The sequence below is a fragment of the Oceanobacillus phoenicis genome (assembly GCF_047238145.1).
In the GTDB taxonomy this organism is placed as follows: Bacteria; Bacillota; Bacilli; order Bacillales; family Amphibacillaceae; genus Oceanobacillus.
Genome location: NZ_JBDFME010000001.1, coordinates 1894314 through 1917897, shown reverse-complemented (window position 1 = coordinate 1917897; position 23584 = coordinate 1894314). Strand labels below are relative to the sequence as shown.

The 23584-nt window shown below is 34.2% G+C and carries 27 protein-coding genes; 1 reads left to right on the top strand and 26 read right to left on the bottom strand.

Features of this window, described 5'->3' with window-relative positions; translation table 11 throughout:
- Positions 1-60: 60 nt before the first annotated feature.
- The 25 genes from ABC346_RS09560 to ABC346_RS09440 all read right to left on the bottom strand — a co-directional run bounded on the left by ABC346_RS09560 (position 61) and on the right by ABC346_RS09440 (position 22524).
- A complete protein-coding gene (locus tag ABC346_RS09560) occupies positions 61-1443 on the bottom strand; it encodes a murein hydrolase activator EnvC family protein (protein ID WP_413234640.1) in 1383 nt (460 codons plus the stop codon).
- A 36-nt stretch (positions 1444-1479) separates the two neighbouring features.
- Positions 1480-2373: a permease-like cell division protein FtsX gene (gene ftsX, locus ABC346_RS09555; RefSeq protein WP_413234639.1), complete on the bottom strand. Its 894-nt coding sequence runs from the start codon at positions 2371-2373 to the stop codon at positions 1480-1482.
- On the bottom strand, positions 2363-3049 hold the full coding sequence (ftsE, locus tag ABC346_RS09550) for a cell division ATP-binding protein FtsE (RefSeq protein WP_413234638.1): 687 nt from the start codon (positions 3047-3049) through the stop codon (positions 2363-2365). The genes ftsX and ftsE overlap by 11 nt, the downstream gene beginning before the upstream one ends.
- A gap of 229 nt (positions 3050-3278) precedes the next feature.
- Positions 3279-3584, bottom strand: a complete 306-nt coding sequence (locus tag ABC346_RS09545; RefSeq protein WP_413234637.1) for a c-type cytochrome — start codon at positions 3582-3584, stop codon at positions 3279-3281.
- A gap of 279 nt (positions 3585-3863) precedes the next feature.
- A protein-coding gene (gene prfB, locus ABC346_RS09540; RefSeq protein ID WP_413234636.1) for a peptide chain release factor 2 occupies positions 3864-4965 on the bottom strand; the annotation gives its coding sequence in 2 pieces (ribosomal slippage) (positions 3864-4892 and positions 4894-4965; 1101 coding nt in all).
- Between the two features lie 96 nt (positions 4966-5061).
- Entirely contained in the window at positions 5062-7578 is a 2517-nt protein-coding gene (secA, locus tag ABC346_RS09535; protein WP_413234635.1) for a preprotein translocase subunit SecA, read from the bottom strand.
- Positions 7579-7781: 203 nt separating this feature from the next.
- Complete coding sequence (locus tag ABC346_RS09530) at positions 7782-7934, bottom strand: hypothetical protein (RefSeq protein ID WP_413234634.1); 153 nt, start codon at positions 7932-7934, stop codon at positions 7782-7784.
- Positions 7935-8231: 297 nt separating this feature from the next.
- The gene (gene hpf / locus ABC346_RS09525) at positions 8232-8789 is read right to left on the bottom strand and encodes a ribosome hibernation-promoting factor, HPF/YfiA family (protein ID WP_413234633.1); all 558 of its coding nucleotides are present in this window, start codon (positions 8787-8789) and stop codon (positions 8232-8234) included.
- Positions 8790-9261: 472 nt separating this feature from the next.
- Entirely contained in the window at positions 9262-9615 is a 354-nt protein-coding gene (gene fliT, locus ABC346_RS09520; RefSeq protein ID WP_413234632.1) for a flagellar protein FliT, read from the bottom strand.
- On the bottom strand, positions 9615-10016 hold the full coding sequence (fliS, locus tag ABC346_RS09515) for a flagellar export chaperone FliS (protein WP_413234631.1): 402 nt from the start codon (positions 10014-10016) through the stop codon (positions 9615-9617). Before fliS ends, fliT begins: the two co-directional genes overlap by 1 nt.
- A 17-nt stretch (positions 10017-10033) precedes the next feature.
- Positions 10034-11527: a flagellar hook-associated protein 2 gene (locus tag ABC346_RS09510; protein ID WP_413234630.1), complete on the bottom strand. Its 1494-nt coding sequence runs from the start codon at positions 11525-11527 to the stop codon at positions 10034-10036.
- A gap of 12 nt (positions 11528-11539) precedes the next feature.
- Positions 11540-11902 carry a flagellar protein FlaG gene (gene flaG / locus ABC346_RS09505; RefSeq protein ID WP_413234629.1) on the bottom strand — a complete coding sequence of 121 codons (363 nt, stop codon included), beginning with the start codon at positions 11900-11902 and terminating at the stop codon, positions 11540-11542.
- A 65-nt stretch (positions 11903-11967) separates the two neighbouring features.
- Entirely contained in the window at positions 11968-12192 is a 225-nt protein-coding gene (gene csrA, locus ABC346_RS09500; RefSeq protein ID WP_413234628.1) for a carbon storage regulator CsrA, read from the bottom strand.
- The gene (gene fliW, locus ABC346_RS09495; RefSeq protein WP_413234627.1) at positions 12192-12635 is read right to left on the bottom strand and encodes a flagellar assembly protein FliW; all 444 of its coding nucleotides are present in this window, start codon (positions 12633-12635) and stop codon (positions 12192-12194) included. The genes csrA and fliW overlap by 1 nt, the downstream gene beginning before the upstream one ends.
- Positions 12636-12656: 21 nt before the next feature.
- Positions 12657-13211: a DUF6470 family protein gene (locus ABC346_RS09490; protein ID WP_413234626.1), complete on the bottom strand. Its 555-nt coding sequence runs from the start codon at positions 13209-13211 to the stop codon at positions 12657-12659.
- An 80-nt stretch (positions 13212-13291) separates the two neighbouring features.
- Entirely contained in the window at positions 13292-14173 is an 882-nt protein-coding gene (gene flgL, locus ABC346_RS09485; RefSeq protein WP_413234625.1) for a flagellar hook-associated protein FlgL, read from the bottom strand.
- An 8-nt stretch (positions 14174-14181) separates the two neighbouring features.
- Positions 14182-15648 (bottom strand): flagellar hook-associated protein FlgK, encoded by a 1467-nt coding sequence (gene flgK / locus ABC346_RS09480; protein WP_413234624.1) that lies wholly within the window; start codon positions 15646-15648, stop codon positions 14182-14184.
- A gap of 21 nt (positions 15649-15669) precedes the next feature.
- Positions 15670-16152 (bottom strand): flagellar protein FlgN, encoded by a 483-nt coding sequence (locus tag ABC346_RS09475; protein ID WP_413234623.1) that lies wholly within the window; start codon positions 16150-16152, stop codon positions 15670-15672.
- A 19-nt stretch (positions 16153-16171) separates the two neighbouring features.
- A complete protein-coding gene (flgM, locus tag ABC346_RS09470) occupies positions 16172-16429 on the bottom strand; it encodes a flagellar biosynthesis anti-sigma factor FlgM (protein ID WP_413234622.1) in 258 nt (85 codons plus the stop codon).
- Positions 16430-16492: 63 nt separating this feature from the next.
- On the bottom strand, positions 16493-16918 hold the full coding sequence (locus tag ABC346_RS09465; RefSeq protein ID WP_413234621.1) for a TIGR03826 family flagellar region protein: 426 nt from the start codon (positions 16916-16918) through the stop codon (positions 16493-16495).
- A 544-nt stretch (positions 16919-17462) separates the two neighbouring features.
- Positions 17463-18140 carry a ComFC family protein gene (locus tag ABC346_RS09460; RefSeq protein WP_413234620.1) on the bottom strand — a complete coding sequence of 226 codons (678 nt, stop codon included), beginning with the start codon at positions 18138-18140 and terminating at the stop codon, positions 17463-17465.
- Positions 18137-19558, bottom strand: a complete 1422-nt coding sequence (locus ABC346_RS09455) for an ATP-dependent helicase ComFA (protein WP_413234619.1) — start codon at positions 19556-19558, stop codon at positions 18137-18139. The genes ABC346_RS09460 and ABC346_RS09455 overlap by 4 nt, the downstream gene beginning before the upstream one ends.
- A 66-nt stretch (positions 19559-19624) precedes the next feature.
- Positions 19625-20464, bottom strand: coding sequence for a DegV family protein (locus tag ABC346_RS09450; RefSeq protein ID WP_413234618.1), 840 nt, complete (start codon positions 20462-20464; stop codon positions 19625-19627).
- Between the two features lie 123 nt (positions 20465-20587).
- Positions 20588-21280 (bottom strand): response regulator, encoded by a 693-nt coding sequence (locus tag ABC346_RS09445; RefSeq protein WP_017797704.1) that lies wholly within the window; start codon positions 21278-21280, stop codon positions 20588-20590.
- Positions 21281-21384: 104 nt separating this feature from the next.
- Complete coding sequence (locus tag ABC346_RS09440; protein ID WP_413234617.1) at positions 21385-22524, bottom strand: sensor histidine kinase; 1140 nt, start codon at positions 22522-22524, stop codon at positions 21385-21387.
- A 154-nt stretch (positions 22525-22678) separates the two neighbouring features.
- On the opposite strand from ABC346_RS09440, the gene ABC346_RS09435 reads away from it, so the two are divergent.
- The gene (locus ABC346_RS09435) at positions 22679-23335 is read left to right on the top strand and encodes a YigZ family protein (protein ID WP_413234616.1); all 657 of its coding nucleotides are present in this window, start codon (positions 22679-22681) and stop codon (positions 23333-23335) included.
- A 54-nt stretch (positions 23336-23389) separates the two neighbouring features.
- On the opposite strand, the gene ABC346_RS09430 is transcribed toward ABC346_RS09435, so the two are convergent.
- The gene (locus ABC346_RS09430) at positions 23390-23545 is read right to left on the bottom strand and encodes a hypothetical protein (protein WP_413234615.1); all 156 of its coding nucleotides are present in this window, start codon (positions 23543-23545) and stop codon (positions 23390-23392) included.
- Positions 23546-23584 lie beyond the last annotated feature (39 nt).

Sequence of the window (23584 nt, the reverse complement as noted above, 5' to 3'; positions counted from 1 at the left end):
ATAATCCATAATCTGGATTATAATTCGGTTTCTTAATTTACATGTTTTATATAAAACAATTTAGTTAATATAATTAAATGGATTTACTGGATTTTTATATCCGCCTGGATGAATTTCAAAATGTAGATGTACTCCAGTAGAGTTACCAGTATTCCCCATTACTCCAACCTTATCACCTTGTGATACAGTTTGTCCTGTTGAAACTGACATACTGTCTAAATGTGCATAAAGCGTAGTAAAGGTTTGTCCATTCACATGATGTGTAATCATTACTGTATTCCCATAACCACTTAATACACCGGCTTGATACACAACTCCGTCAGCAGAAGCCATAATGTTACGGTCCCCTGCGTTAGAAGCTCCAAAATCAGTACCAGTATGCGGTCTTACTTCATTGAAAATTGGATGCATCCGATTTGGATTGAATCCAGATGTAACCGGTCCTGTAGTTGGACGGATAAAGTCTCCGCTAGGAACAGAATTGCTCCCACCCGCTGATGCTGTTGAATTACTACCTTGATTCGATGTGTTTTGTTTTTCTTTCTCTTTTTTCTGCATGTTAGCTTTTTTATCTTGAGCTAATTTGATAGCTTGTTCTTTTGCAGCAGCTTCATCAGCAATCAGTTTTTGTTCCTCATCAGCAGAAAGTTTAATCTCTTCTAGTTCTTCATGTTCATCAACTAATTCTGCCATTAGCGTTTCTTTTTCAGCGATTTGATTATTTAATTGATCTTTTAACGCTAGTAACTCATCATGCTGGCCTTCAAGAGATTTCTTCTTATCTTCAACTGCAAGCTTTTTCTCTTCTATTTCATCTTTACTAGCTACAACTTCTTTTTTATTTTCTTCTAAAGCCTGTTTATCTCTTTCTTGTTCTTCCATTATTTCTTTATCTTGATCCATAATAGTATTTACTGCAGAACTTCGAGAAATAAAGTCTCCAAAACTAGATGCGCCAAAAATCACTTCTAGATATTTGATATCTCCACCGTTTTGTTGAATAGAAAGAAGGCGATTCTTTAATAACTCGTCCCTCTTCGCAATCCGTTCTTTTAACAGTTTAATTTCTTCCTCTAGTTCTTTAATCCGTTCTTTTAATTCTTCTACTTTTTCTGTAAGACTATTAATTTCGTCATTTGTTTCATCAATTTCCGTTTGTTTCGTTTCAATTTGATTTTGTGTATCCTCTAATTCCGAGTCAATACTATTGATTTCAGACTCAACTGAGTTTTGCTCTTGTTTATTTTCTTCCATTTTACTCTCAGTATCTTTTTTAGAGTCTTCAATGTCTTGTTTTTCTTTCTCTAAACTCGATTTTTCTTTTTCAAGATCTTCAATTTGTTTTTGAACATCATCTGCAGATTCAGCAGAAACTTTTAAATTAGGTCCAAACACCGTTAATGTTAATAAAGTAATAACTAGAATGGAAGTTATCTTTTTCAATCATATTTCCCCCTCTGTATGGATTTTCTCAATCTATTAAACTTTTAAGAATTTACGAACACTCATTACACTACCCCATATGCCTATTGCCGCACCGATTACAAGCACCATTCCAGCTAGTTGCCAAGCAAATGGATTAAATGGTAATAGTTCAACAAATGGAATCGTTATCGCATTATTAAAATTACTATATATATAGTAGTAGCCACTTAATATCACTGTGATTGGAATTACTGAACCAAGTATTCCAAGTAAAGCTCCTTCAATAAAGAAAGGCCAACGAATAAAGCTATTTTTCGCACCTACTAGTTTTTGAATACCAATTTCGGTGCTTCGTGCAATAATCGTGATTTTAATAGTATTTGAGATTAGGAAGATTGCAGTAAATACAAGAGCTATAATCAAACCTAATCCAATTGTTCTTGCATAATTATTAAACTCGAATAGTTTTTGTATTACATCTTGTCCATAAAGAACATCATCTACATAGTTTAACGATTCAATTTGAGATGCAATTTGTTCTGTTTCTTCAGGATTTGTTGGATCAACATAGTATGTATGGTGCAGTGGATTATCTTGTTCAAACATTCCCCAAGCCTGTCCTTCTTCCCCCATACTATCCATTAACTTCGATAGTTCATCATCTCTTGATGAAAATTGAACATTTTCAATACCTTCTATTTGTTCTAATTCTTCCCCTAATTCAACTATCTGTTCTTCATCTGCAGTCCGGTCTATAATCGTACTAATTTGAACATCTTCTTCGATGTTGGTTGCCATTTGATCTAAATTTAACACTAGTGCCAAAAATACAGCTACAAGTATTAGTGTTGTGGTAACAGCTGCTACTGATGCAAAAGTCATCCAGCCATTTCTAAATATATTTTTTATTCCTTCACGAATATGTCTCATTAAAGTTCTAAATTTCATAGCCGTAATCACCTCGTTGCTCGTCTCTCGCGATGACACCATCCTCAAACGCAATAACTCGTTTTTTCTTCCTGTCTACGATATCTTTACTATGCGTGGCCATGATGATAGTAGTGCCTCTATCATTTATTTCTTCAAAGAGTTCCATAATGCCCCATGAAGTTTCTGGATCTAGGTTACCTGTAGGTTCATCGGCAATAACAATTCTTGGTTTATTCACAATCGCTCTTGCAATAGAGACACGTTGTTGTTCTCCACCAGAGAGTTCTGTTGGTATCATTCTAGCTTTATTCTTTAAACCTACCATTTCTAGAACATCCATAACCTGCTTTCGAATTACTTTAGGAGATTCTTCAATTACCTCTAACGCAAAAGCTACATTCTCATATGCTGTCAATTTAGGTAGTAATTTAAAATCTTGGAAAATTACTCCTATATCTCTTCTTAAAAAAGGAACATGCTTTTCTTTCAGATCGCTTAAATCTTTTTCGCCTATTATAATTTTTCCTTTAGAGGGCTTTTCTTCTCGATACATTAACTTAATAAATGTTGACTTACCTGCCCCACTGGGACCAACTATGTATACAAATTCGCCTTGATCGATATTAATATTAATACCATTCAATGCAGTTACTCCATTTTTGTATGTTTTATATATATCTTGCATTAATATCATTGGAATACTCACCTTTATCGTTTTTGTCAATCAAACAGCTAGTTCATTTGTAACTAAAAACTAGCAGAATACTAATTAATTATAACATTTATCTACAAAATTTTTAGGACAATCATATTACATTTTCATTTCAATTCGACATATTATGTAACAATTATACAAAAAAACAGACCACTTTCCCGATATTACTCGGTTGAGTGATCTGAAATACCTACTATTGTTATTGGTATTATTGCTCTGAGAGCCAATTTGTTAATTCTTCCAAGTTCTGTCCTTCTACATTCATAGGAGGCATACTTCCCTTACCTTTTGTAACGATTTCAGCTATTTCATCTTGAGTATATTTAGAACCAACTCCTACTAAAGATGGCCCTCCACTACCCGACAAGTCATTTGCATGACAGGACGCGCAATTATTCCGGTAAACTTCTTCACCAGGATCTAGATTCTCAGTAGCAGTATCGTTATCTGCATTACCACATGCTCCTAATGTCAATACAACTCCTAACAGCATTACAACTAGCCACTTTTTCATATAACTACCTCTTTTCAAATATGTATAGTATCATTATAGCCTTTTTGTGTTATAAAAAAACAAGTTAAATCTTAGTGAAACATCTATACATATTGTTGTGTAAAGGATTTAAGGAACTTATGGCAAATTTATGAAAAAGATTCGATAACTTAGAAAGGGTTATTACAAAAGTATTTATACAAAATTAATACGAATCATCAGGTTTGAAAACCTTATTCTAGCTATTATCCGTCCCTTGACAATTTGTCCCAACCTAATTTTCTTCTTACACATATTATTTTAATCCATTTGTGAACGTAAATAAGCATCAATAAATGGATTTATATCTCCATCCATTACCGCTTGTGTATTGCCAGTCTCTGTATCTGTTCGATGATCTTTAACCATAGAATATGGGTGGAATACGTACGACCTAATTTGACTTCCCCAGCCAATTTCTTTTTGTTCTCCACGTATATCATCTAATTCTTGTCTTTGCTTTTCTACTTCTAATTGATATAATTTTGATTTTAACATTTTCATTGCTGCTTCTCTATTTTTTATTTGAGAACGTTCATTTTGACAAGTTACAATGATGTTTGTTGGCAAGTGAGTAATTCGAACAGCAGAATCAGTAGTATTTACATGCTGTCCTCCAGCACCACTTGCACGATACGTATCCACTTTAATATCCTCTGTTCTAATATCTATATCAACATCGTCTGACATTTCCGGTGTTACATCACACGAAACAAATGAAGTATGTCTCCTACCAGAAGAATCAAAAGGTGAGATCCGCACGAGACGGTGTACCCCTTTTTCAGCTTTTAAATACCCATAAGCATTATGGCCTTTAATCAGTAACGTTACGCTTTTCAGTCCAGCTTCTTCACCCGGTAAATAGTCTAAGGTTTCCACTTTAAAACTACGCTCTTCTGCCCAACGCTGATACATTCTAAGTAACATACTGGCCCAATCCTGAGATTCTGTTCCTCCTGCACCTGGGTGCAGTTCTAGAATAGCATTGTTCGCATCATACGGTTCACTTAATAATAACTGCAATTCAAATTGGTTTATATCCCTTATAAACTGTTGAAGCTCAGCATGTAAATCTTCAAATAGTTCTTGGTCGTTCTCTTCCTTCACTAACTCATAAGATACTTCGAGATTTTCGAGATTTTCTTCAATTTCTTCAAATCCATTTACATATTCTTTTATACCATTTGTCTCTTGAATTACGCTTTGGGCCTTATTTTGGTCATCCCAAAAAGATGGATCTGCCATTTCTGCTTCTAATTCAGCAATTCTCGCCTTTTTCACATCTAAGTCAAAGAGACCCCCTAAAATCTTCAACGCGTGAAGCTATTTTATTTAACTCTTGTCTTATCTCTGTTAATTCCACTTATATCTCTCCTTTAAAATAATAATCATAGAATAGCCTCCAAGTGCATTTCGATTACACCGGAGGCTTTGATAGTTACAGTTTTGATAATCACCGTTATTGACCGTGGCAATTTTTATACTTTTTACCACTACCACAAGGGCAAGGATCGTTTCTTTTTACCGTGTTGGATTTCACAATCGGTTTCTTCGTTTTTTTCTTTCCATTATCTTCTCCACCTGAAACTGCTTGTGTATTTTTCACAACTTCTTGCCTTTGTAAGTTTTCACGGATTTGTGCTTTCATAATATATTTAGCAACTTCATCTTCAATGTTTGCTACCATTTCTTCAAACATTGAGAAGCCTTCCATCTGATATTCACGTAAAGGATCATTTTGTCCATAAGCTCGTAAATGAATACCTTGTCTTAATTGGTCCATTTGATCAATATGATCCATCCATTTTGAATCAACGGTACGTAACAGAATAACTTTTTCAAATTCACGGAATTGTTCCGGTGTTAATTCCTGCTCTTTTGCATCATATTTATTTTTTACTTTTGTCATAAGAAATTCTGTTATTTCATTTGCTTCTTTATCTTTTAAATCATCCACATGAAGTGTATCAGGATCAAACAAGTTACCGTGTGAATATTCCACAATCGCTTCAAGGTTCCAATTCTCTTCATCATTATCTTGTGTATGTGTAGAAACTACACGTTCAATCGATGATCGAATCATATTTTCTATAATCTCTCTTAGATTACTATCAGCGTCAATAACTTCAAATCGTTGTTTATAAATAATCTCACGTTGTTCACGTAATACATCATCATATGAAAGAATCGTTTTACGAGCATCAAAGTTATTTCCTTCTACTCGTTTTTGAGCTGATTCCACTGCTCTTGACACCATTTTACTTTCGATTGGTTGAGAGTCGTCCATTCCGAGACGTTCCATCATTGATTTTAAATTATCTGAGCCAAATCGACGCATTAATTCATCTTCCATGGAAAGGAAAAATTGAGATATACCTGGATCACCTTGTCTACCAGAACGTCCCCGAAGCTGATTATCGATTCGTCGAGATTCATGACGCTCTGTACCGATAACGGCTAAACCACCTAAATCTTTAACACCTTCTCCAAGTTTAATATCTGTTCCACGTCCGGCCATATTAGTAGCAATCGTTACAGAACCTCTTTGACCAGCATGTTCAATAATGTCTGCTTCTCTAAAGTGGTTTTTCGCATTCAGTACCTCATGTTTTATCCCAGCACGTTTTAACATTTTAGAAATCAACTCAGAAGTCTCTACCGCAACAGTACCTACTAGTACTGGTTGTCCATTTTCATAGCGTTCTTTAATATTTTCCACGACAGCCTGGAACTTACCTTCCATGGATTTATAAATTAAATCTGCTCTATCGTCACGAACAATAGGTAAGTTAGTAGGGATTGCGATAACATCCATATTATAGATATTCCTAAACTCTTCTTCCTCTGTTTTGGCAGTACCAGTCATCCCTGATAACTTATTGTACATTCGGAAGTAGTTTTGAAAAGTAATCGACGCTAATGTCATACTTTCATTCTGAATTTGCAAACCTTCTTTTGCTTCTATTGCTTGATGAAGACCATCGCTATAACGGCGACCTTTCATTTTTCTTCCAGTGAACTGGTCAATAATTACCACTTCACCTTCTTCAACCATATAATCCGTATCACTATGCATCGACACATGTGCTTTTAATGCTTGATTTATATGGTGTGTCAAAGAAACATGATCAAGATCAAAGAGATTTTCAATCGAAAAGTAACTTTCAGCCTTATTTATACCTTCCTCTGTTAACTGAACTCCTTTGGTTTTCTCATCATAGGTATAATCATTTTCTTTATTTAATGTTCTCACAAATCCATCGGCTTGCTGATATAGTGCTGCGGATTTTTTAGCAGAACCAGAAATGATTAATGGAGTACGAGCTTCATCAATGAGAATAGAATCCACCTCATCAATAATTGCATAATTTAAAGGTCGTTGTACCATTTGTTCTTTATATAAGACCATATTATCGCGCAAATAATCAAAACCAAATTCGTTATTAGTTCCATAAGTAATATCTGCTTGATAAGCTTCTCGTTTGTCATCTTTAGAAAGACCATTATGATTCAATCCTACTGATATACCAAGAAAATCAAATAAAATTCCATTCTCTTTCGCATCACGCTCTGCTAAATAATCATTAACCGTGATAATGTGTACACCTTCATCAGTTAATGCATTCAAGTATGCTGGCATCGCAGAAGCTAGTGTTTTACCTTCCCCGGTTTTCATCTCTGAAATATTACCTTCATGCAGCGCAATTGCCCCCAGTAACTGTGTACGGAAAGGCCGCATTCCGAGTACACGTTTAGAAGCTTCTCGAACTACTGCATAAGCTTCCACTATGAGATCATTCAATGATTCCCCATTTTTATATCGTTTTTTAAATTCAGCCGTTTTATTTTTAAAATCTATGTCCGCTAGCTTTTCCATTTCAGGTTCTAGCTGTTCAATTAAATCTACTTGTTTTTCTAATCGCTTTAATTGTTTTTGGTTACCATCACCAAATATTTTGGTCAAAATACCTGCCATATCTAACGCTCCTCAATAATTTCAATCATTGAATTTCTAAATGATACCATTATTATCATAACACTTTATAAACTGATGTGACAACTAAGCAAGTGGTTAAATAGTACTTGAAACATTTTATATCAAAAAAATAGAGCGATAGAATTCTATCGACTCTATAAAAGAAGAGAATATTTCGAGGTAGTTGATAAGGGGAATCAAATTTAAGTGGTAACTTTCTCTTTTTCATCAGGGGAGATTTCGGAAACTTTTTTGTTTGTAGTGGCAATGATTCGCAGTAATTGAATAACCGCTTCCTCTTGTTTATCTAGTCGTTGAGCTAATTCATGAAGTAACCGGCGTTCATTTTCACTCAACTTCTCACCCCCCTTCCAACGTTAAGCTCATTTATATCATGTATTACGTTTTTTTCCAAAAAGTTATTTTTGTATTGGTTACACTTAAAATGGAATGAATAAGTCACAAGTATGCAAAAAGACTAATTGATTAATTTCAAATAATGGATTCCTGTCAAATTTCATCTTTAAAACCGTATTTTCAATTTTCGTTCGACATTTTTTGACAAAAGCACTACAAATAACTTCACAAAAATAGGGTTGGAACATATGTATTTATTATGTCCCAACCCTATTTTCTATATAGGTAAACGATTTTTAAACATGTGGTTCGATTAAACCATATTTTCCATCTCTTCGTTTGTAAACTACGTTTGTTTCACCAGAGTCATCATTCGTAAATACGAAAAACTCATGTCCTAACATATCCATCTGTAAGATAGCTTCCTCAGAATCCATCGGTTTTAAGTTAAATCTTTTTGTACGAACAATTTCTAATTGATTTTCATATTCGTCATCTTCAGCTAGTCTAGCTTCTTTTTCCATTTCTGCAAAAGCGTGTTTAGGAGAACCATTTTGTCTGAACTTACGATTTATTTTTGTTTTATGCTTACGAATTTGTCTTTCTAACTTATCAACGACTAAATCCACTGCAGCATAGAGATCAATATGCTGTACTTCTCCACGAAGAAGCAAATTGGTCATTGGGATCGTAACTTCGATTCGTTGCTCATCATTGTAGACACTTAAATTGACATGTACATCGGTATTTGGAGCTGAATCAAAATATCTTTCTAGCTTGCTAATCTTTTTCTCAACATATTCTTTGATTGCTCCAGTAACTTCAATATTTTCGCCTCGAATATTAAACTTCATACAAGTGTCCTCCCTTTGTACTTTATATATTTATTATATCACTATATCACAAACATCTCTTCTCTAAACTTGTTTTTCATCACAAATTACTGATTTCTGTCTGAAAATAATAATGATGATAAAACTACAACATACAAGATAAAGGAATGTCAATTAACTCTATTTTTATTCATGACGTTAAATACTTATGATAGTATAATATTGTCGAAATTAATCTTGAATAACAAATAACAGCCGCGACTGCTAAAAGCTATGTCTGAAATGCAAATCCAAAAACAGTAATGAGGTTGAGTCAAAGTATTTATGAAAAAATAAATTCGACTGAATGGCCATTGGAAACCAGCTTCAGAAATATACTGCGCTTATTCTAGCTACCATCCGTCTATTGATCAAATCTTTTTGTTAAGTCTAGCCATATCTTATTATAAAATTTTTCATTATAGGTATGTTTCATTGTTGTTATACTATAAGATTATTTTTTATTATCCATAAAATATCCGTCGTTGGTTTGTACATGTTGATAAGGGTTCGTATATGAATTATTCGATTTCTTTTTCTTCTTCATTAGTTTTAACTCTACTTTGATTTGATCAAATATCACATTCATTTTAATTTCAATTTGCTGATTAAGTTTAACAACCTTAGCACCTAGAGTTTCTTCTTCAATACTGTATGGTTCGGTTAAATGTTGTAGTAGCTGCCCACGTTCTTCTATTTTTTGTTGCAACATTTCAATAACTTGCTCACGATTCTTAGCCGTTATTTCTTCATCTAATAATAGTTGCATACTTTTTGTTATATTAAAAATTGGCTCTACACGATTCATTATACTGAAGCACCTTCATTATATTGCTGCTGGCGATTTTTAATAATCACTTGCTTCCAAGTATCACGAAATTCAGTAACAAACCCTAGGACTTCGTCTAATTTAGAAGTATCATTATGAATATTAGCTTCTTTTAACTGATACTGCATATATTCATACAGAGGGAGAATTTGTTTAGAAATATCAATTTTTGGATCTAAAGTAATCATTAATTCATGAATAATATCTTGTGCTTTTTGGATGTTCTTATTTTTCCCTGCAAAATTATCTGCTTGTATTTCCTTCTTCGCTTGCTTAATAAATTTCATACATCCATTATAAAGCATTAGAGTTAGTTCTCCGCTCGATGCTGTATTCACTGAATTATTTTGATAGGTTTGATAAGCTTTATTTGCTCCCATTATTCATTCCTCCTTATCTATCCTTGTGCCATTCCAGAACCAAAGTTAGACATTAACATGGACGATTGCTGATTCATCATGGAAATTGCTCTCTCCATTTCCGAGAATTGTCTCCAGTATCTTGCTTCAGTTTGCTCTAGACGACGCTCAAAATTTGTTATTCTGCTATCAATATCTTTCATACGTTTACCTAAAGTATAGTTATCCAAAGATGTGTCCGTTGCTTTACCAGCTCGTTGGCTAATTTGTGCCATTGTGGTATCTACAGCATCTTCTAAGCGATTTATTAATCCTCTATCTTCTCCATCACTACTATTTGAGAATAACTTTTGTACACTTTCTGGATCTTCTGTGAGTGCCTCTCTTAATTTCGCTTCATCGACGACTAACTTACCTCCGTCTAAATAATTGTTTGAGGTAGCAATACCAATTTCGGTTAAACTTGAAAACGCTCCCTCACCATTTACTGAACTATACCAACTTTGTCTCATATTAAATAATCCGTTAGTTAAAGAAGATTCCCCTTTGAGGAGGCCACTTTTCGCCTTTTCTTCCCATAGTTCAATTTCTCTTTCCGTCATTTCTTTTTTCTGGTCTTCTGTTAAAGGAGGAAAATCACGATGTCTTTCTTCCTGTTGAGATCCATTTATCGTTTCAACAATTTCATTGTATTTATCAACAAATTTCATGATATTTTCTACTGAAGCATCTACATCATTGTTGACGGTTAAACTTGCATTACCATCAGTTGTATCAAAGAATTGAAATGTCACTCCATTTAAGGAATACTGATTATCACGAGATTCTGTTTCATATGCATTATTGTACGTGAATTTTGCGTTTTCTCCACCTTTTTCTTCACCCATGGAAAGATGTAAACTATTGGTTAGAAAACTATCCGTAAAGACAATCTCATTGTCTGTACCATTTTCACCGTTCACATTATATTTACCTGTTCGTGTAGTCTCCATAATGACTTTATTCGCATTTTCATCAAAAGTCATTCGAACTGGGCTATCTTTATCATCATTAATCTTTTTAAATAGATCACTTAATTTATCGCCTTCATTAATCTGATAAGTATGAGTCTGGGCATTTCCTTCTTTATCAAATGTAGTAAATACTACATCTTCGGTAATACCTTGCTCATGTAACGTTTGATCTTGATTTAATGTAACTTCATTCTCACTCACATTAATCGCTGATGTAGCTAATTGACTGACATTTATCGAATAAGTTCCATTAGATGCCCCTGCGTTTGCAGTAGCTTTCACAGCATCACTTTGTGTAGAGGAAATCATTTTAGAATTATACGTAGAACTCAATTTCATATTAAGCATCATATTATCTAACTCAGATAATAGTTTATTTACATCACGAAATGCATCACGTTGCCATTCCAGTTTTGTTTTATCCTGTTCTAATTTGTTCAAAGGTATTCTTTCTGCTTGCATTAGATCTTTAATAATCGATTCTGTATCAATCCCACTAGCTAATCCGCCAATTCGCATACCATCACATCCTTAGATTTTCTCGTCGATTAAGAATCCCATAAATTCAGCTAACTCTGCGTACATATCTAGCATTTTCTTTGGTGGGATTTCCTTAATAATCTCGCTTGTTTCTGAATCTACTACTGTTACATAATATCGTTCTAACTTTTCATGCATCTCAAATTTGAGATTTCTTCTTATTGGTTTTAACAGTTCATTCATCTGATCTACAGCAACTTGTAAATCTACTTTGTTTACAATTTTCTCGGCATATCCACCTTGTTTTAGATGACTGTTTTCGTTTGTTATACTTTTTATTTGGGATAATGCAACTTCCTTCGTTGGTATTCCAACAACAGCTGGTTTACTAGCTCCAATATTATTCACTGCCATTGTAGTTACACTCCTCATTGATTTATTTATATATCGGTTAATATTAATTTTGTTTTAAGTTAAGTCTATGATTCATTACTTTTTAAAAATTGAAGCAAATTTTTATCTAACTTTGCTGCCTCATTGTTTTGATTCGTAATATCTACATATATTTCTTTCCGATAGATATCTACAGATTTTGGAGCACGGATTCCTAATTTTACTTGATCTCCCTCAACCGCAATGACTTCAATTTCTATATCTTCCCCAATTTGAATAGCTTCACTTTGTTTTCTCGATAATACAAGCATTATTCTCCCTCCTTTGATGGAGGTGTTTGTATAGGGGCTTGTGATGAATATTCATCAGAATTCAATACATATTGCTTCGCAAGTTGTTTCTTCATATTTATTACAATCGGCGCCTTCAAATTAATGGTACTTTTTTGAAATGTTTCTTTTAATGTCATGATCGTAAAGACAGCCACATCTTCTTGTGATGTAATTTGTAAGGATTCGATCGTATAATCATCCAATTCGAATGCATAAGAAGTATAGATTTGGTATGGATCAGTAATTACAAAAGCAAGATTCGGGTTATGTATGGATTGCAGAATATGGAATAATTGATTTTCTGGAATTTCTAATATGACAAATTCTTTTTCTTCTGCAAATCCTGGTAATCCTGCTTGAAATTGGATTATTTTTTCTTCATCAATAACAATATTTCCTAAATAACTAGACTCAATGTGCATCTTGTATCACCTCTTTATTTTCTAAGCTTCTAGCCAGATATCTAATTCCGGTTGCTGTTTTAGCGAAATCTCCACATCTCCTGGTTGATAGGATATTTGTGGTTGGTTCACTTTAGCCTGTATGATTGGTTCATTTGTTACTACAGTTATATCTACATCTGCAGGCTGATAATTTGTCTGTACAGAAAAAGTAGAAGGAATAAACTTGATTCCTAACGATTTATAAGGCTCATACCCATTTTCAATACTTTGCTGTTGAATTGGATTCGATTGATGTTCGATCTTCATTAATTGATCTCCTTGGCGGGCTCTTCTAGCAATTCCGTTCATTACTTCTTGTTTACCTTCTGCAGCTATTTTTTCTGTTCGGCGCAATATTCCCATTAGATTCATATCTTCCCAAGCTTTTGATTGATCAATCGTTAATTTGCTTGGGGTTGTTTGAATTTTTAATTCTGCTTTAGGCTGTTGTATCGTTAAATCTGCTTTGGGTTGTGAAATAAATTGCTTTGCATTAATTGTCTGTATTGCAATTTGCCCTCGTTGGGAGCGCATTTGCAATTGTGGAATCTGCATATAGTTCACCCTTTCAAACTATCTCATTTACACTTATTATTCGTTAAAAAACCCTGTACCTTTTGGCCAGGGCCTTAACATTACCTTAAGAAATCAATTAACGACGGTTGAATAATGCGTGATCCAGCTGACAGAGCTGCACGATGGAGACTCTCCTGAGTAATTAGTTTTGTTATAGCCTCAGCAAAATCCACATCTTCATTATCAGACATAGTTTGTGTCGCCACAATTTCTTGCTCTGATAAGCGATTTTCAATCAGTTCTAAACGATTCATGCGCGCACCTAGTTCAGCTCGTGAATTAATAATTTGGTTTATTCCGGTATCTAGTTCTCCGATGCTCGCATCAATATTCTCGCCATTTTCTAAATTTGTAATAAAATTATCTACTGCAGTAAATAGATCTGGTTCTCCTCCAAAAACGGATTCACCGTTCACATTTGCTTTCAGTTTTGTTCCAGCGGATACTTCGATAACCACATCATTATCTTGAAAATCTGACGTTATATTTCCATCTTCATCTACAGTAACTGGAGGTGTATTTGTGTTGGTACCATTAAAGATATATTTACCATTTACATTTGTATTGGCAATATCCGTTAGATGTCCTTTTAATTCTTTTGCTTCTTGGAGAATGCTTTGCAACTCATCATCACTATTCGTTCCGTTGCTCGCTTTAACGGCTAATTCTCTTAGGCGTTGCATTGCTGAAGTAGCCTGGTTTAGGGCAGAATCAGTATTGTCCATCCAATTATTTACTTCCGATGTATTACGTTGATATTGTTCTACACGTACTAACTCTGATCGATAACCAATACCTTTCATTGCAACAACGGGATCATCAGAAGGTTTGGTGATTTTTTTTCCTGTATAGAGCTGCTCCATATATTTGTTCATTTGAGCATTACTATTGGTTAAATTTCGCAACATATTATTCGATAACATTGACTGTGTAACACGCATTTAAATCCCTACCTTCCTACTAATCCCATACGATTAATAATCGTATCTATCATTTCATCCATTGTCGTCATCCCTCTTGCTGCTGCATTGTACGCATGTTGGAACTTAATCATATTCGACATTTCTTCATCAAGTGATACTGCACTTATTGAATGGCGTTGATTTTGCACTTGGTGTTGTAATGTCATTGTATTTTCTTGCATTCTATTCGCTTGTTCAGCTTTTACTCCAAGATCCCCAATAATCGATCCAAAATAGTCGTTAATTGAAGCCCCATCTAAAATCTCATTCGCATTCGTAAAAATATCCGCTAGTGCACTCGATCGTTCTCCATTTCCAGCTTCACCATCAGCACTGGCATTAATATCTTCATAGTCTTCAAGTACGACAGATATTGCTCCTGCTGCACCTTTTTTATCTGTTAAATCAGCAAAGAAAAGTGCCCCTCCATCTTGGGAGTGAATCTCATTAAAAGAAGTAGCAATAGCATATGCTAATTCATCTAATCGATTCATCATTTCCGGATAGTCTCCAACTCTTTCCTCACCATCCAAGTAACCATAGGAATCAACAAGTCCGCTCAAACTACCTTTTGATGATAGGATACTTACGCCGTTCACTTGAATATCCTCAATTACTGTTAAATCATTTTCTTCCCCTTCATTATATTGAGGAGCTTCAATATGATTCACGGTACCTTTTTCTCCATCAACTAATATAATCGGATCGCCACTATCGTTCAGAACTTCTACAGTAGCTACGCCATCTGCTCTATTTTTCGCATGGCTATTATCATAGGAAACTTTTATATTTACGATTCCAGATAGCTCATCTAATAGAACGTCCCTTTTATCATACAAATCATTCGCATCATACCCATGTGTTTCCAAATTCTTAATTTGTGCGTTAAGATTATTAATACTATCTATTAGAGAATTGGCATCCTTTACGGTCGTATCAATTTGGTTACTTAAGTCCGAACGAATGGTACTCATGGATGAAGATAAATAATTAAATGTATCTGCTAATGCATGACCGCGTTGTAATACAACAGAACGCGCACCCGCATTATCCGGATTTACTGCTAAGTCTTGTAAAGACTGCCAGAACTGATTCATCGTTTTAGATAGACCCGAATCACTTGGTTCATTCATTACATTTTCCATTCTGCTTAACGCATTTGCTCGTTCTGTCCAATATCCAGAACTGTTATTTTCACTACGAAACTGGTTATCTAAAAACTGGTTACGTATTCGTTGAACTGAACCAGCTTCCACTCCAGTTCCCATTTGCCCTGGAATATTTGGACGATTTCTGGAAGCATACGGAAATCCATTCATTGCTTCTAAGTTAACTCGCTGCCTTGAATAACCTTCCGTATTCGCATTCGATATATTATGTCCGGTTGTATATAATGCGCTCTGTTGTACAGCTAATGCTTGTCTTGACATTTCTAACCCATAAAAAGTACCCATCTCTTTAGCTCCTTTTTCTCACTAAGCTTTTGAATCGAACACAGATCTACTCGTATCCTTTGTATCTTTTCCTGATCCATAGTTCATCGTTTTAATAGTTGGACTTATTAAATCTAGTGATAATTGAACAAACTTCATTGATTCATTTAATAACACTTGATTTAATTGTTCTTGTCTTTTAAATTCCGTAATTGTATTCGTTAAAGAGGTTGCAATCGACAACAACTCTTCCTGATTTTCTTCTTTTATATAATCAATGATTTCTGAAATAGTAGGGCTTGTATTCGGTAATTCAACTTCTTTACTCCACGCTTGGACAACCTGCATTCTTTCTTCTTCACATTGTTGCAATTGTCGAGCAAGTTTTCTCTCTTTTACTAGTAAAGACTGGAGTTCATCAATATGGCCATCTTTAATTTCGACTGTTTTTTCCTTCGAAAGTTCCAATATTTCTTGATGCATCACTAACAACTTATTCATTGCAGAAATAATTTTTTCCGACAACCTCTATTCCCCCTTACCTTCATTTCTTCCAGAAGTTCATCAATTTTTGCGCAGTTTGATCATAATCCACTTTATATTCACCAGCATCAATTTTGTTTTTTAACTCTTCTAGGTACGCAGCTCGTTTCGGATCACTTGCGCTTTCCTGCAATTGTTTTGCTTTAGATGAAATCTCTATTTGATCTTTTTTATAAGCATCACTTTTTTGTTCTGGTTTTGGTTGGATAGATTGTTTATAAGGGTTAAAATTGGTTGGATTTGGTCCATTAATTTTCATTTATCCCGTCACCTCTTCTGCTAAAAATTATATCGGTAATAAAATACTTATTCTGTAGTTGTATTATTTTCCATGTTTATCAATAGCATAATATGTGTTAACTTTTTTTTCTGCAGTCAGTTCCTGGTTCAATTTTCTTTCTTCCATTTGCTCAAAAGTAGATAAGTCATCTTTTAATTTATTTATACAGTTATCACAGAGCTTTCCGCTCGTGATTTGTGTATTACAATTTTCACAAGAGTAACCTAAATTCGGAAAGTTTTTCACATGTAATCTGCGTTCTTTTATAAACTTCGTTATTAATGTTTCTTTCACTTCTGTTGCATCAACAATTTCCGATAATGTTGCTTGTCTATTTTGTCTTACTCTTAGAAACGCATACACTTTGTGAAAAGCTTGCTCTTCCTTTTGATAACAATCTGCACAAATATTGCGAGTTGTTTTCACATAAACAGTGTCGCAACGTACACAATTTGCTAATTCCCCCACTGTTATCTCTCCTCATTTAATGATAACTAAATAAAAATTATTTATATTCGTTAACTGCTAAAGATTTTGTTAGTTCATTCTTGATTATATCATCGTCATAAATAGGCATTATGTTAATAGTTATATTCAAAATAAGCACATCGGCCTAACCAATCTCACTTTCTTTGTTTAGAACCGGAAAACATATACCTTTATACCTACAATCATTCACTAATTTATTCCAGAAATAAATGTTTAACTAACAAGCTGAGCCGTTTTAGGAAATTTACAATATATCATTTTGTTTATGAAGCTCATTAAACGTATATTGATAGTGGTACACGAAAAATTTCATGAAATACGCTTGCCTTATAACCGTATATGTTATCATTAAGCTCTTGTTAGTTTCTCTAAGTTTTATTGGAGAATTTATGACGGCTTATCAAAAAGTGCAATCAGATCTTCTTTAATTATTTTTCTACTTCTAAATAAACATGAACAGGATTACTTGGATTCAAAATTTCTTAATCACGTGCAATTTAATCAATCTTATTATGTTAAATCATTATCCTCTTATAAGTGTAAAAGCATAAACTTCCGGGCAGCCATGCTGTAATAAAACCGAAGCTGCCTGACGAATAGTAGTTCCGGTTGTATAAATGTCATCAATTAGAACAACTTTCTTTCGAATTGGCTTCAAACTATAGTATGGATTAGAAGATTTCAATCTTTCTATCCTCGATTTCTTTGACTGCTTATCACTTACTTTTCTGCCTAGTGATTCATCAATTGGCATATCTAACATTTCAGCCAGTGCTAGAGCTTGATTGAAACCTCTTTCCTTCATTCGTTTATCGCTAAGTGGTATAGGTACTAGAATTAATTCTTTTTTCTGAGATGAAAAAATGCTGTTAAACGAATATTTCCAATCCTCTCGAAATATTTCACGTAATATATAATCACCTCGAAACTTCCATAATGATATGAGATTTTTCATCCATTCATTATAAAGAAAGACGGAATGATTATATTGAATTACTTCACCAAGCTGATTCCATTCAATACAATCATGACATGTTGACAATTCACTTGGACGGCTACAAACGAAACACCTACTTCCTTTTATTTTTTCCATATTAGACATACAGTTGGAACAAATAACATGTTTTCTTTTATAGGTTAACCAACTTTCCCAAGAGACTGGTGTGTCCATAGATTGACCACAACTTAGACATTGACTCATAATTTTTCACCTTTTTGGTTCATATCAATAATCAATTGCTTACTTTTTTCCATCGCCTCAGTTCGCCCATCATGAAAAAATACAACTTCTCCAGCAGGATCATCCGCACTTCTTCCAGCTCTACCCGCAATTTGCACCAGTGCAGCTTCATCAAATACTTCATGTCCAGCATGCATGACTGCTACATCTACGGATGGAAATGTTACTCCTCTTTCCAATATTGTGGTTGTAAGTAATACTTGTAATTTCTTTTCACGAAATTTATTTACCTTATCTTCTCTCCGCTGATCCTCCGCGTATACCTCTTGAAATTCCGATTGATTCTTGATGGTACGTTTGTTAAGTAATTCTACACATAAGTCTCCCTTTAAATCTTTTGCTAGTTTAACTGTTGGCACAAAAATTAATAGTTGTCTTTTGGGATTAGTTCTTTTGGATAACCATTTGAAAAAAGTAGGAGGAAATTGTTTTTTCGACAAGTATTGTTGGAGGCGAAATGTCATCTTCATCGTTGGTACAGGTAATAGATGACCATGATAACGTAGAGGAACAAAAACATGCGGTAGTTTTCGTAGTTGAATTCTTTTTTGTAAATCTTTACGAGGTGTTGCAGTTAGGTAAACCATAGTTGCATGAGGTTTTTTTGCATTGTTTGCAGCATAAGCTAATGTATCATCATATTGAAAAGGAAAAGCATCTACTTCATCAATTACTACTACATCAAAGGCTTTTCTAAACCGCATTAATTGATGTGTAGTAGCCAAAATAATTTGAGACATCCCATATTTATTTTCACTGCTTCCATATAAAGCTTCTATAGGTACTTTCTCAAACGCGGACTGTATTCTCGGATATAGTTCACGAATAACATCCACCCTCGGCGAAGCAATCGCAATTCGTTTTCCTTGCTTCAGGCAATAATTGATAGCATCAAAAAGCATCTCTGTTTTACCTGAACCACAAACCGCCCATATTAGAAATTCTTTCTCTTCTCTTTGAATCGCTTTAACAAGGCTGTTCGATGCTACCTGTTGAGCATGCGTTAATTTGCCTTCCCACGTTAATGGATTGTTATGAAATGCGTGCTTCCCTCTTGATCCATTCCATTGATATAATGGCTTGCATTCACTTATCTTTCCCATTTGAATACAATTTCGACAATAAAAATGATTTTGATTACATAGACTACAAGGATAAGTAGAAAAAAAGTTTCGATTTTTATTACCACAACGTACACATTGAATAGACAAACCTTTTCGGATAATCGTTTTCACGGGAATAAGTTGATGAGTCGATATGAGTGTTTGAAGACATTTCATGGGGAGAGGAATTTCTTCTTCAAGTAATAACTTATCAGAAAAGTAATAGGAGATTAATAATGGTGAGGATGTAATACAAATACTATCTTTTTCTTTCATATATGCACCTCCATATAGTTTTACCGTGCTGTACATAAATAAGCATACATACAGCACGTATGATTATTATTTTTTATACCAGCCAACACCGATAGCACCCTCACCAAGGTGAGTGCCGATTACGGGGCCAAAATAACTGATAGATGTTTCTGCATTCGGATATTTTTCTTTAAATTGTTGTTCTAATTGTTTTGCAGACGCTTCATCATTTCCATGGATAAACACAACGCGTAAATCACTGTCTTCAGCATCTTCTTCCAACATTCCCATAATACGATGGATAGCTTTTTTTCTAGTCCGAATTTTTTCAAAAGGAACAATCATCTTGTCCTGAAAATGAAGTATTGGCTTAACTTGTAACAGACTTCCAATCAACGCCTGTGCTCCAGACAATCTACCGCCACGTTGAAGGTTCGTTAGATCATCTACCATAAAATACGCACGTATAGATTGCTTCATTTCATGTAAACGATCTAAGATTTCATTCACAGATTTACCTTCTTTTGCTAATTTTGCAGCCTCGATGGCATAAAATCCTTGAACCATACAACTTATTTCTGAATCAAAGGTAATTACTTCAATCCCATTAACCATTTCACCTGCACCTGTAACAGCTTGAAAGGTCCCACTAATTCCACTAGATAAATGTATGGAAATAACTGCATCAAAATCTTCTGCTAATGATTCTAATTTCTTAGTTACGTAACCAATGGAAGGTTGGGAGGTACTAGGAAGTTCTTTTGCTACCTTCATTTTTTTATAGAATTCTTCTGTTGTAATATCAATTTCTTCTTGAAAGGATGCATCATCAAATATAACGCTTAATGGTACCATATGTATATTGTATTTTTCTCTATCATCCTTCGAAATATAAGCCGTACTATCTGACATGACAGCTATCTTCATGACTATCCTTCTCCTTAATAGATTTTAACTGTAGTTATTTCATTTTACATGAATTCCTACAAAAAATCGACACAAAAAATGCCTTGATGATGTACACCACCAAGGCACTTTTTATTACCTTTGTTAAATTACTTCTACCCATCCTTTACGGATAGCAGATACTACAGCTTGTGTTCGATCATTAACGTTCATTTTTTGTAGAATATTACTTACATGGTTTTTTACTGTTTTTTCACTAATGTATAGTGTCTCTGCTACTGCACGATTGCTCTTTCCATCAGCAAGCAATTGTAGCACCTGACATTCTCTTTTTGTAAGTAAATGCAGCGGCTTCCTATATTCAATACCTTTATCTGCGATACTGGAAGAATTCTCTTTAGCCAAGCGTCGATATTCTTTTACTAAATTATGTGTAACACGTGGATGTAAGTATGATCCACCCTCACTCACTACTTTAATTGCATCAATTAAAGCATCTGAATCCATTTCTTTCAATAAGTATCCTTGAGCCCCAGTTTTTAATGCGTGAGTTACATAACTCTCATCATCATGAATCGATAAAATAATAACTTTCGAATTAGGAAAGTATCTTACTAAATCTGCAGTTGCTTGAACCCCATTAATCTCTGGCATGTTAATATCCATTAATACAACATCTGGTGCATTTTCTTTTACTAGTTTGGATGCCATTGAACCGTCGTCACCTTCAGCAACTACTTCAAATGACGGTTCAAAATCTAGTATTCTTTTTACACCCTCTCGAAATAACTTATGATCATCAATTAATACAATTCTTACTTCTTTCTCTGTAATCATTTGGAAAAACTCCCTCCCGATGATAGTAATTCTTTTTATAATTCCCTACACGAAATGACAGTAAATAATAATTCTATATCTTCTATCTATTGTCTATTATATACTTAACTTGGCGAATATGGAACTTTAATTATTACAGAAGTTCCTTTTCCTATTGCAGATTTTATATTTAATTCTCCTTCAAGCATCTCTACTCTTTCTCTCATCCCAATGAGGCCAAAGGATTTATCACTTTTTTCATTTTGATCAAAACCTTTCCCTTCATCTTTCACTATCAATGTTAAATCTTCTCTACGAATCTCTAATTTAACTTGAATTAAAGAAGCTTCACTATGCTTAAGTGCATTTTGAATCGATTCCTGCATCAATCGAAACAGAGCAATTTCATACTTTTGATTCAAACGTTTTTCTTCGCCAATAACATTAAAGTTTATTGTAATTGAATGATATTCCGAAATACTTTCCACATATTTTCTAATCGTAGGTATAAGTCCTAAATCATCTAATGCCATTGGACGAAGGTCGTAAATGATTCTTCTCACTTCATATAATGAAGATCGAACCATCGTTCTAACACTGCGAATTTCCTCAATTGCTTGCTCATGCGTTCCTTTTTTTATCGTTCTCTCTAGGATTTCTGATCGGAGTAACATATTCGCTAGCATTTGTGCCGGGCCATCATGAATTTCCCTCGATAGCTTCCTTCTCTCTTCTTCTTGAGCTTCAATAATCTTCAAACCAAATTCTTGCTTTTCTTTGGCGTTTTCGATCATTTCATTAACTTGACGAAAATCGTCCTGTAGATAATTTAAGATAACAGCTATTTTACCTGCTAAATTTTCAGCTCGATTAATAGTATGTGATAACCCAATTAACCTTCGCTCAAGTTCATCCCTCTTTTCCCTCAGCGATTTCTCTTCTTGTCTAAGAATAGCAAGTTTCGTTTGCATTAGATGCGTATTTTCATAGACTTCTCGAATTTCATCTTCGGAATATTTTTCAAAATATTTACTAACTTCAGCTAATCGCTTACGAGAAAATCGAACTCTTTCTTCCAGTTGGTCACCATTTTGAATATGGCGTAAAACTTTTTCTTTGGTTAATTTAAGCTCTCGAACTAAATGTTCGTGCTCTTTTCTGGCTTCTTCACTTATATTAAAGATCTCATCTTTACTGTTTTCAACTACATCAACCATTTCATTAACCACATGATCCAAAGCTTTATCACTTATTTTGATTGCCATAATACATCCACCAACCTATGTTATAATTATTCGTAACGTTTCTCTGTTTGTAAGGGTCAGATTAAGAATATTTCAAAAGATATTATTTATTCCATCCTTATACTCATAAAGTTATCTATCTACTATAATGTTAGTTTGAGGTGAGAAAATCAAGATGTTAAATACTTATTATACCGTAAAACAACAAGGTATGGATGAAATAACTATTCAAAAATCCCGATTTATTGGACATGTCAAACGTGTGGAAACAGAAGAAGATGCACAGAAATTTATTCAAGAAATTAAAAAAAAGCATTATAATGCCACACACAACTGTTCGGCATATATGATTGGAGAGAATGATCACATTCAAAAAGCAAATGATGATGGTGAGCCTAGTGGAACAGCTGGAGTGCCAATATTAGAGGTATTAAAGAAAAAGGGCTTGAAAGACACAGCAGTAGTAGTAACTCGTTATTTTGGAGGGATAAAATTAGGAGCTGGCGGTCTAATTCGTGCTTATGGAAGTACTACTTCTCAAGCAATCAAAACTACTGGAATTGTAAAGCGTCAATTGATGCAAGGTATCTCCGTAAAGGTCGAATACACTTTACTCGGTAAACTAGAAAATGAACTAAGACAATCTACCGAATTTAAATTGGCTGATATTCATTATCTGGAAAATGTGGAGTTTATTGTTTATGTAAAAGAAGAACAAGAATCACAATTTCTTACTTGGATTACTGATTTAACAAATGATCAAGCAACCGTTAAATTACAAGGGACAAAATATATGGAAATTGATGTTGATGACACACCTTCTCCTTCCTAATTAAGTCAAAAAAGCCTACGGACGTATATAAGTTACGTTCGTAGGCTTTTTTGGCTATCTTGCAGTGTGTATATACTTTTTTAAGTTCGGATTCATTGATAACTCTTCAACAAGTTGCTTAATCAACTCTTCAGAAGAGCCTATCTTTTGGTTTTCGGTATCATGAATCATTCGTTGAAGAATATTCTGATACTGTTCTTGCTCCCTCATTTAACTCTACCGCCTTTTACGAGAATATAAGTTTATATT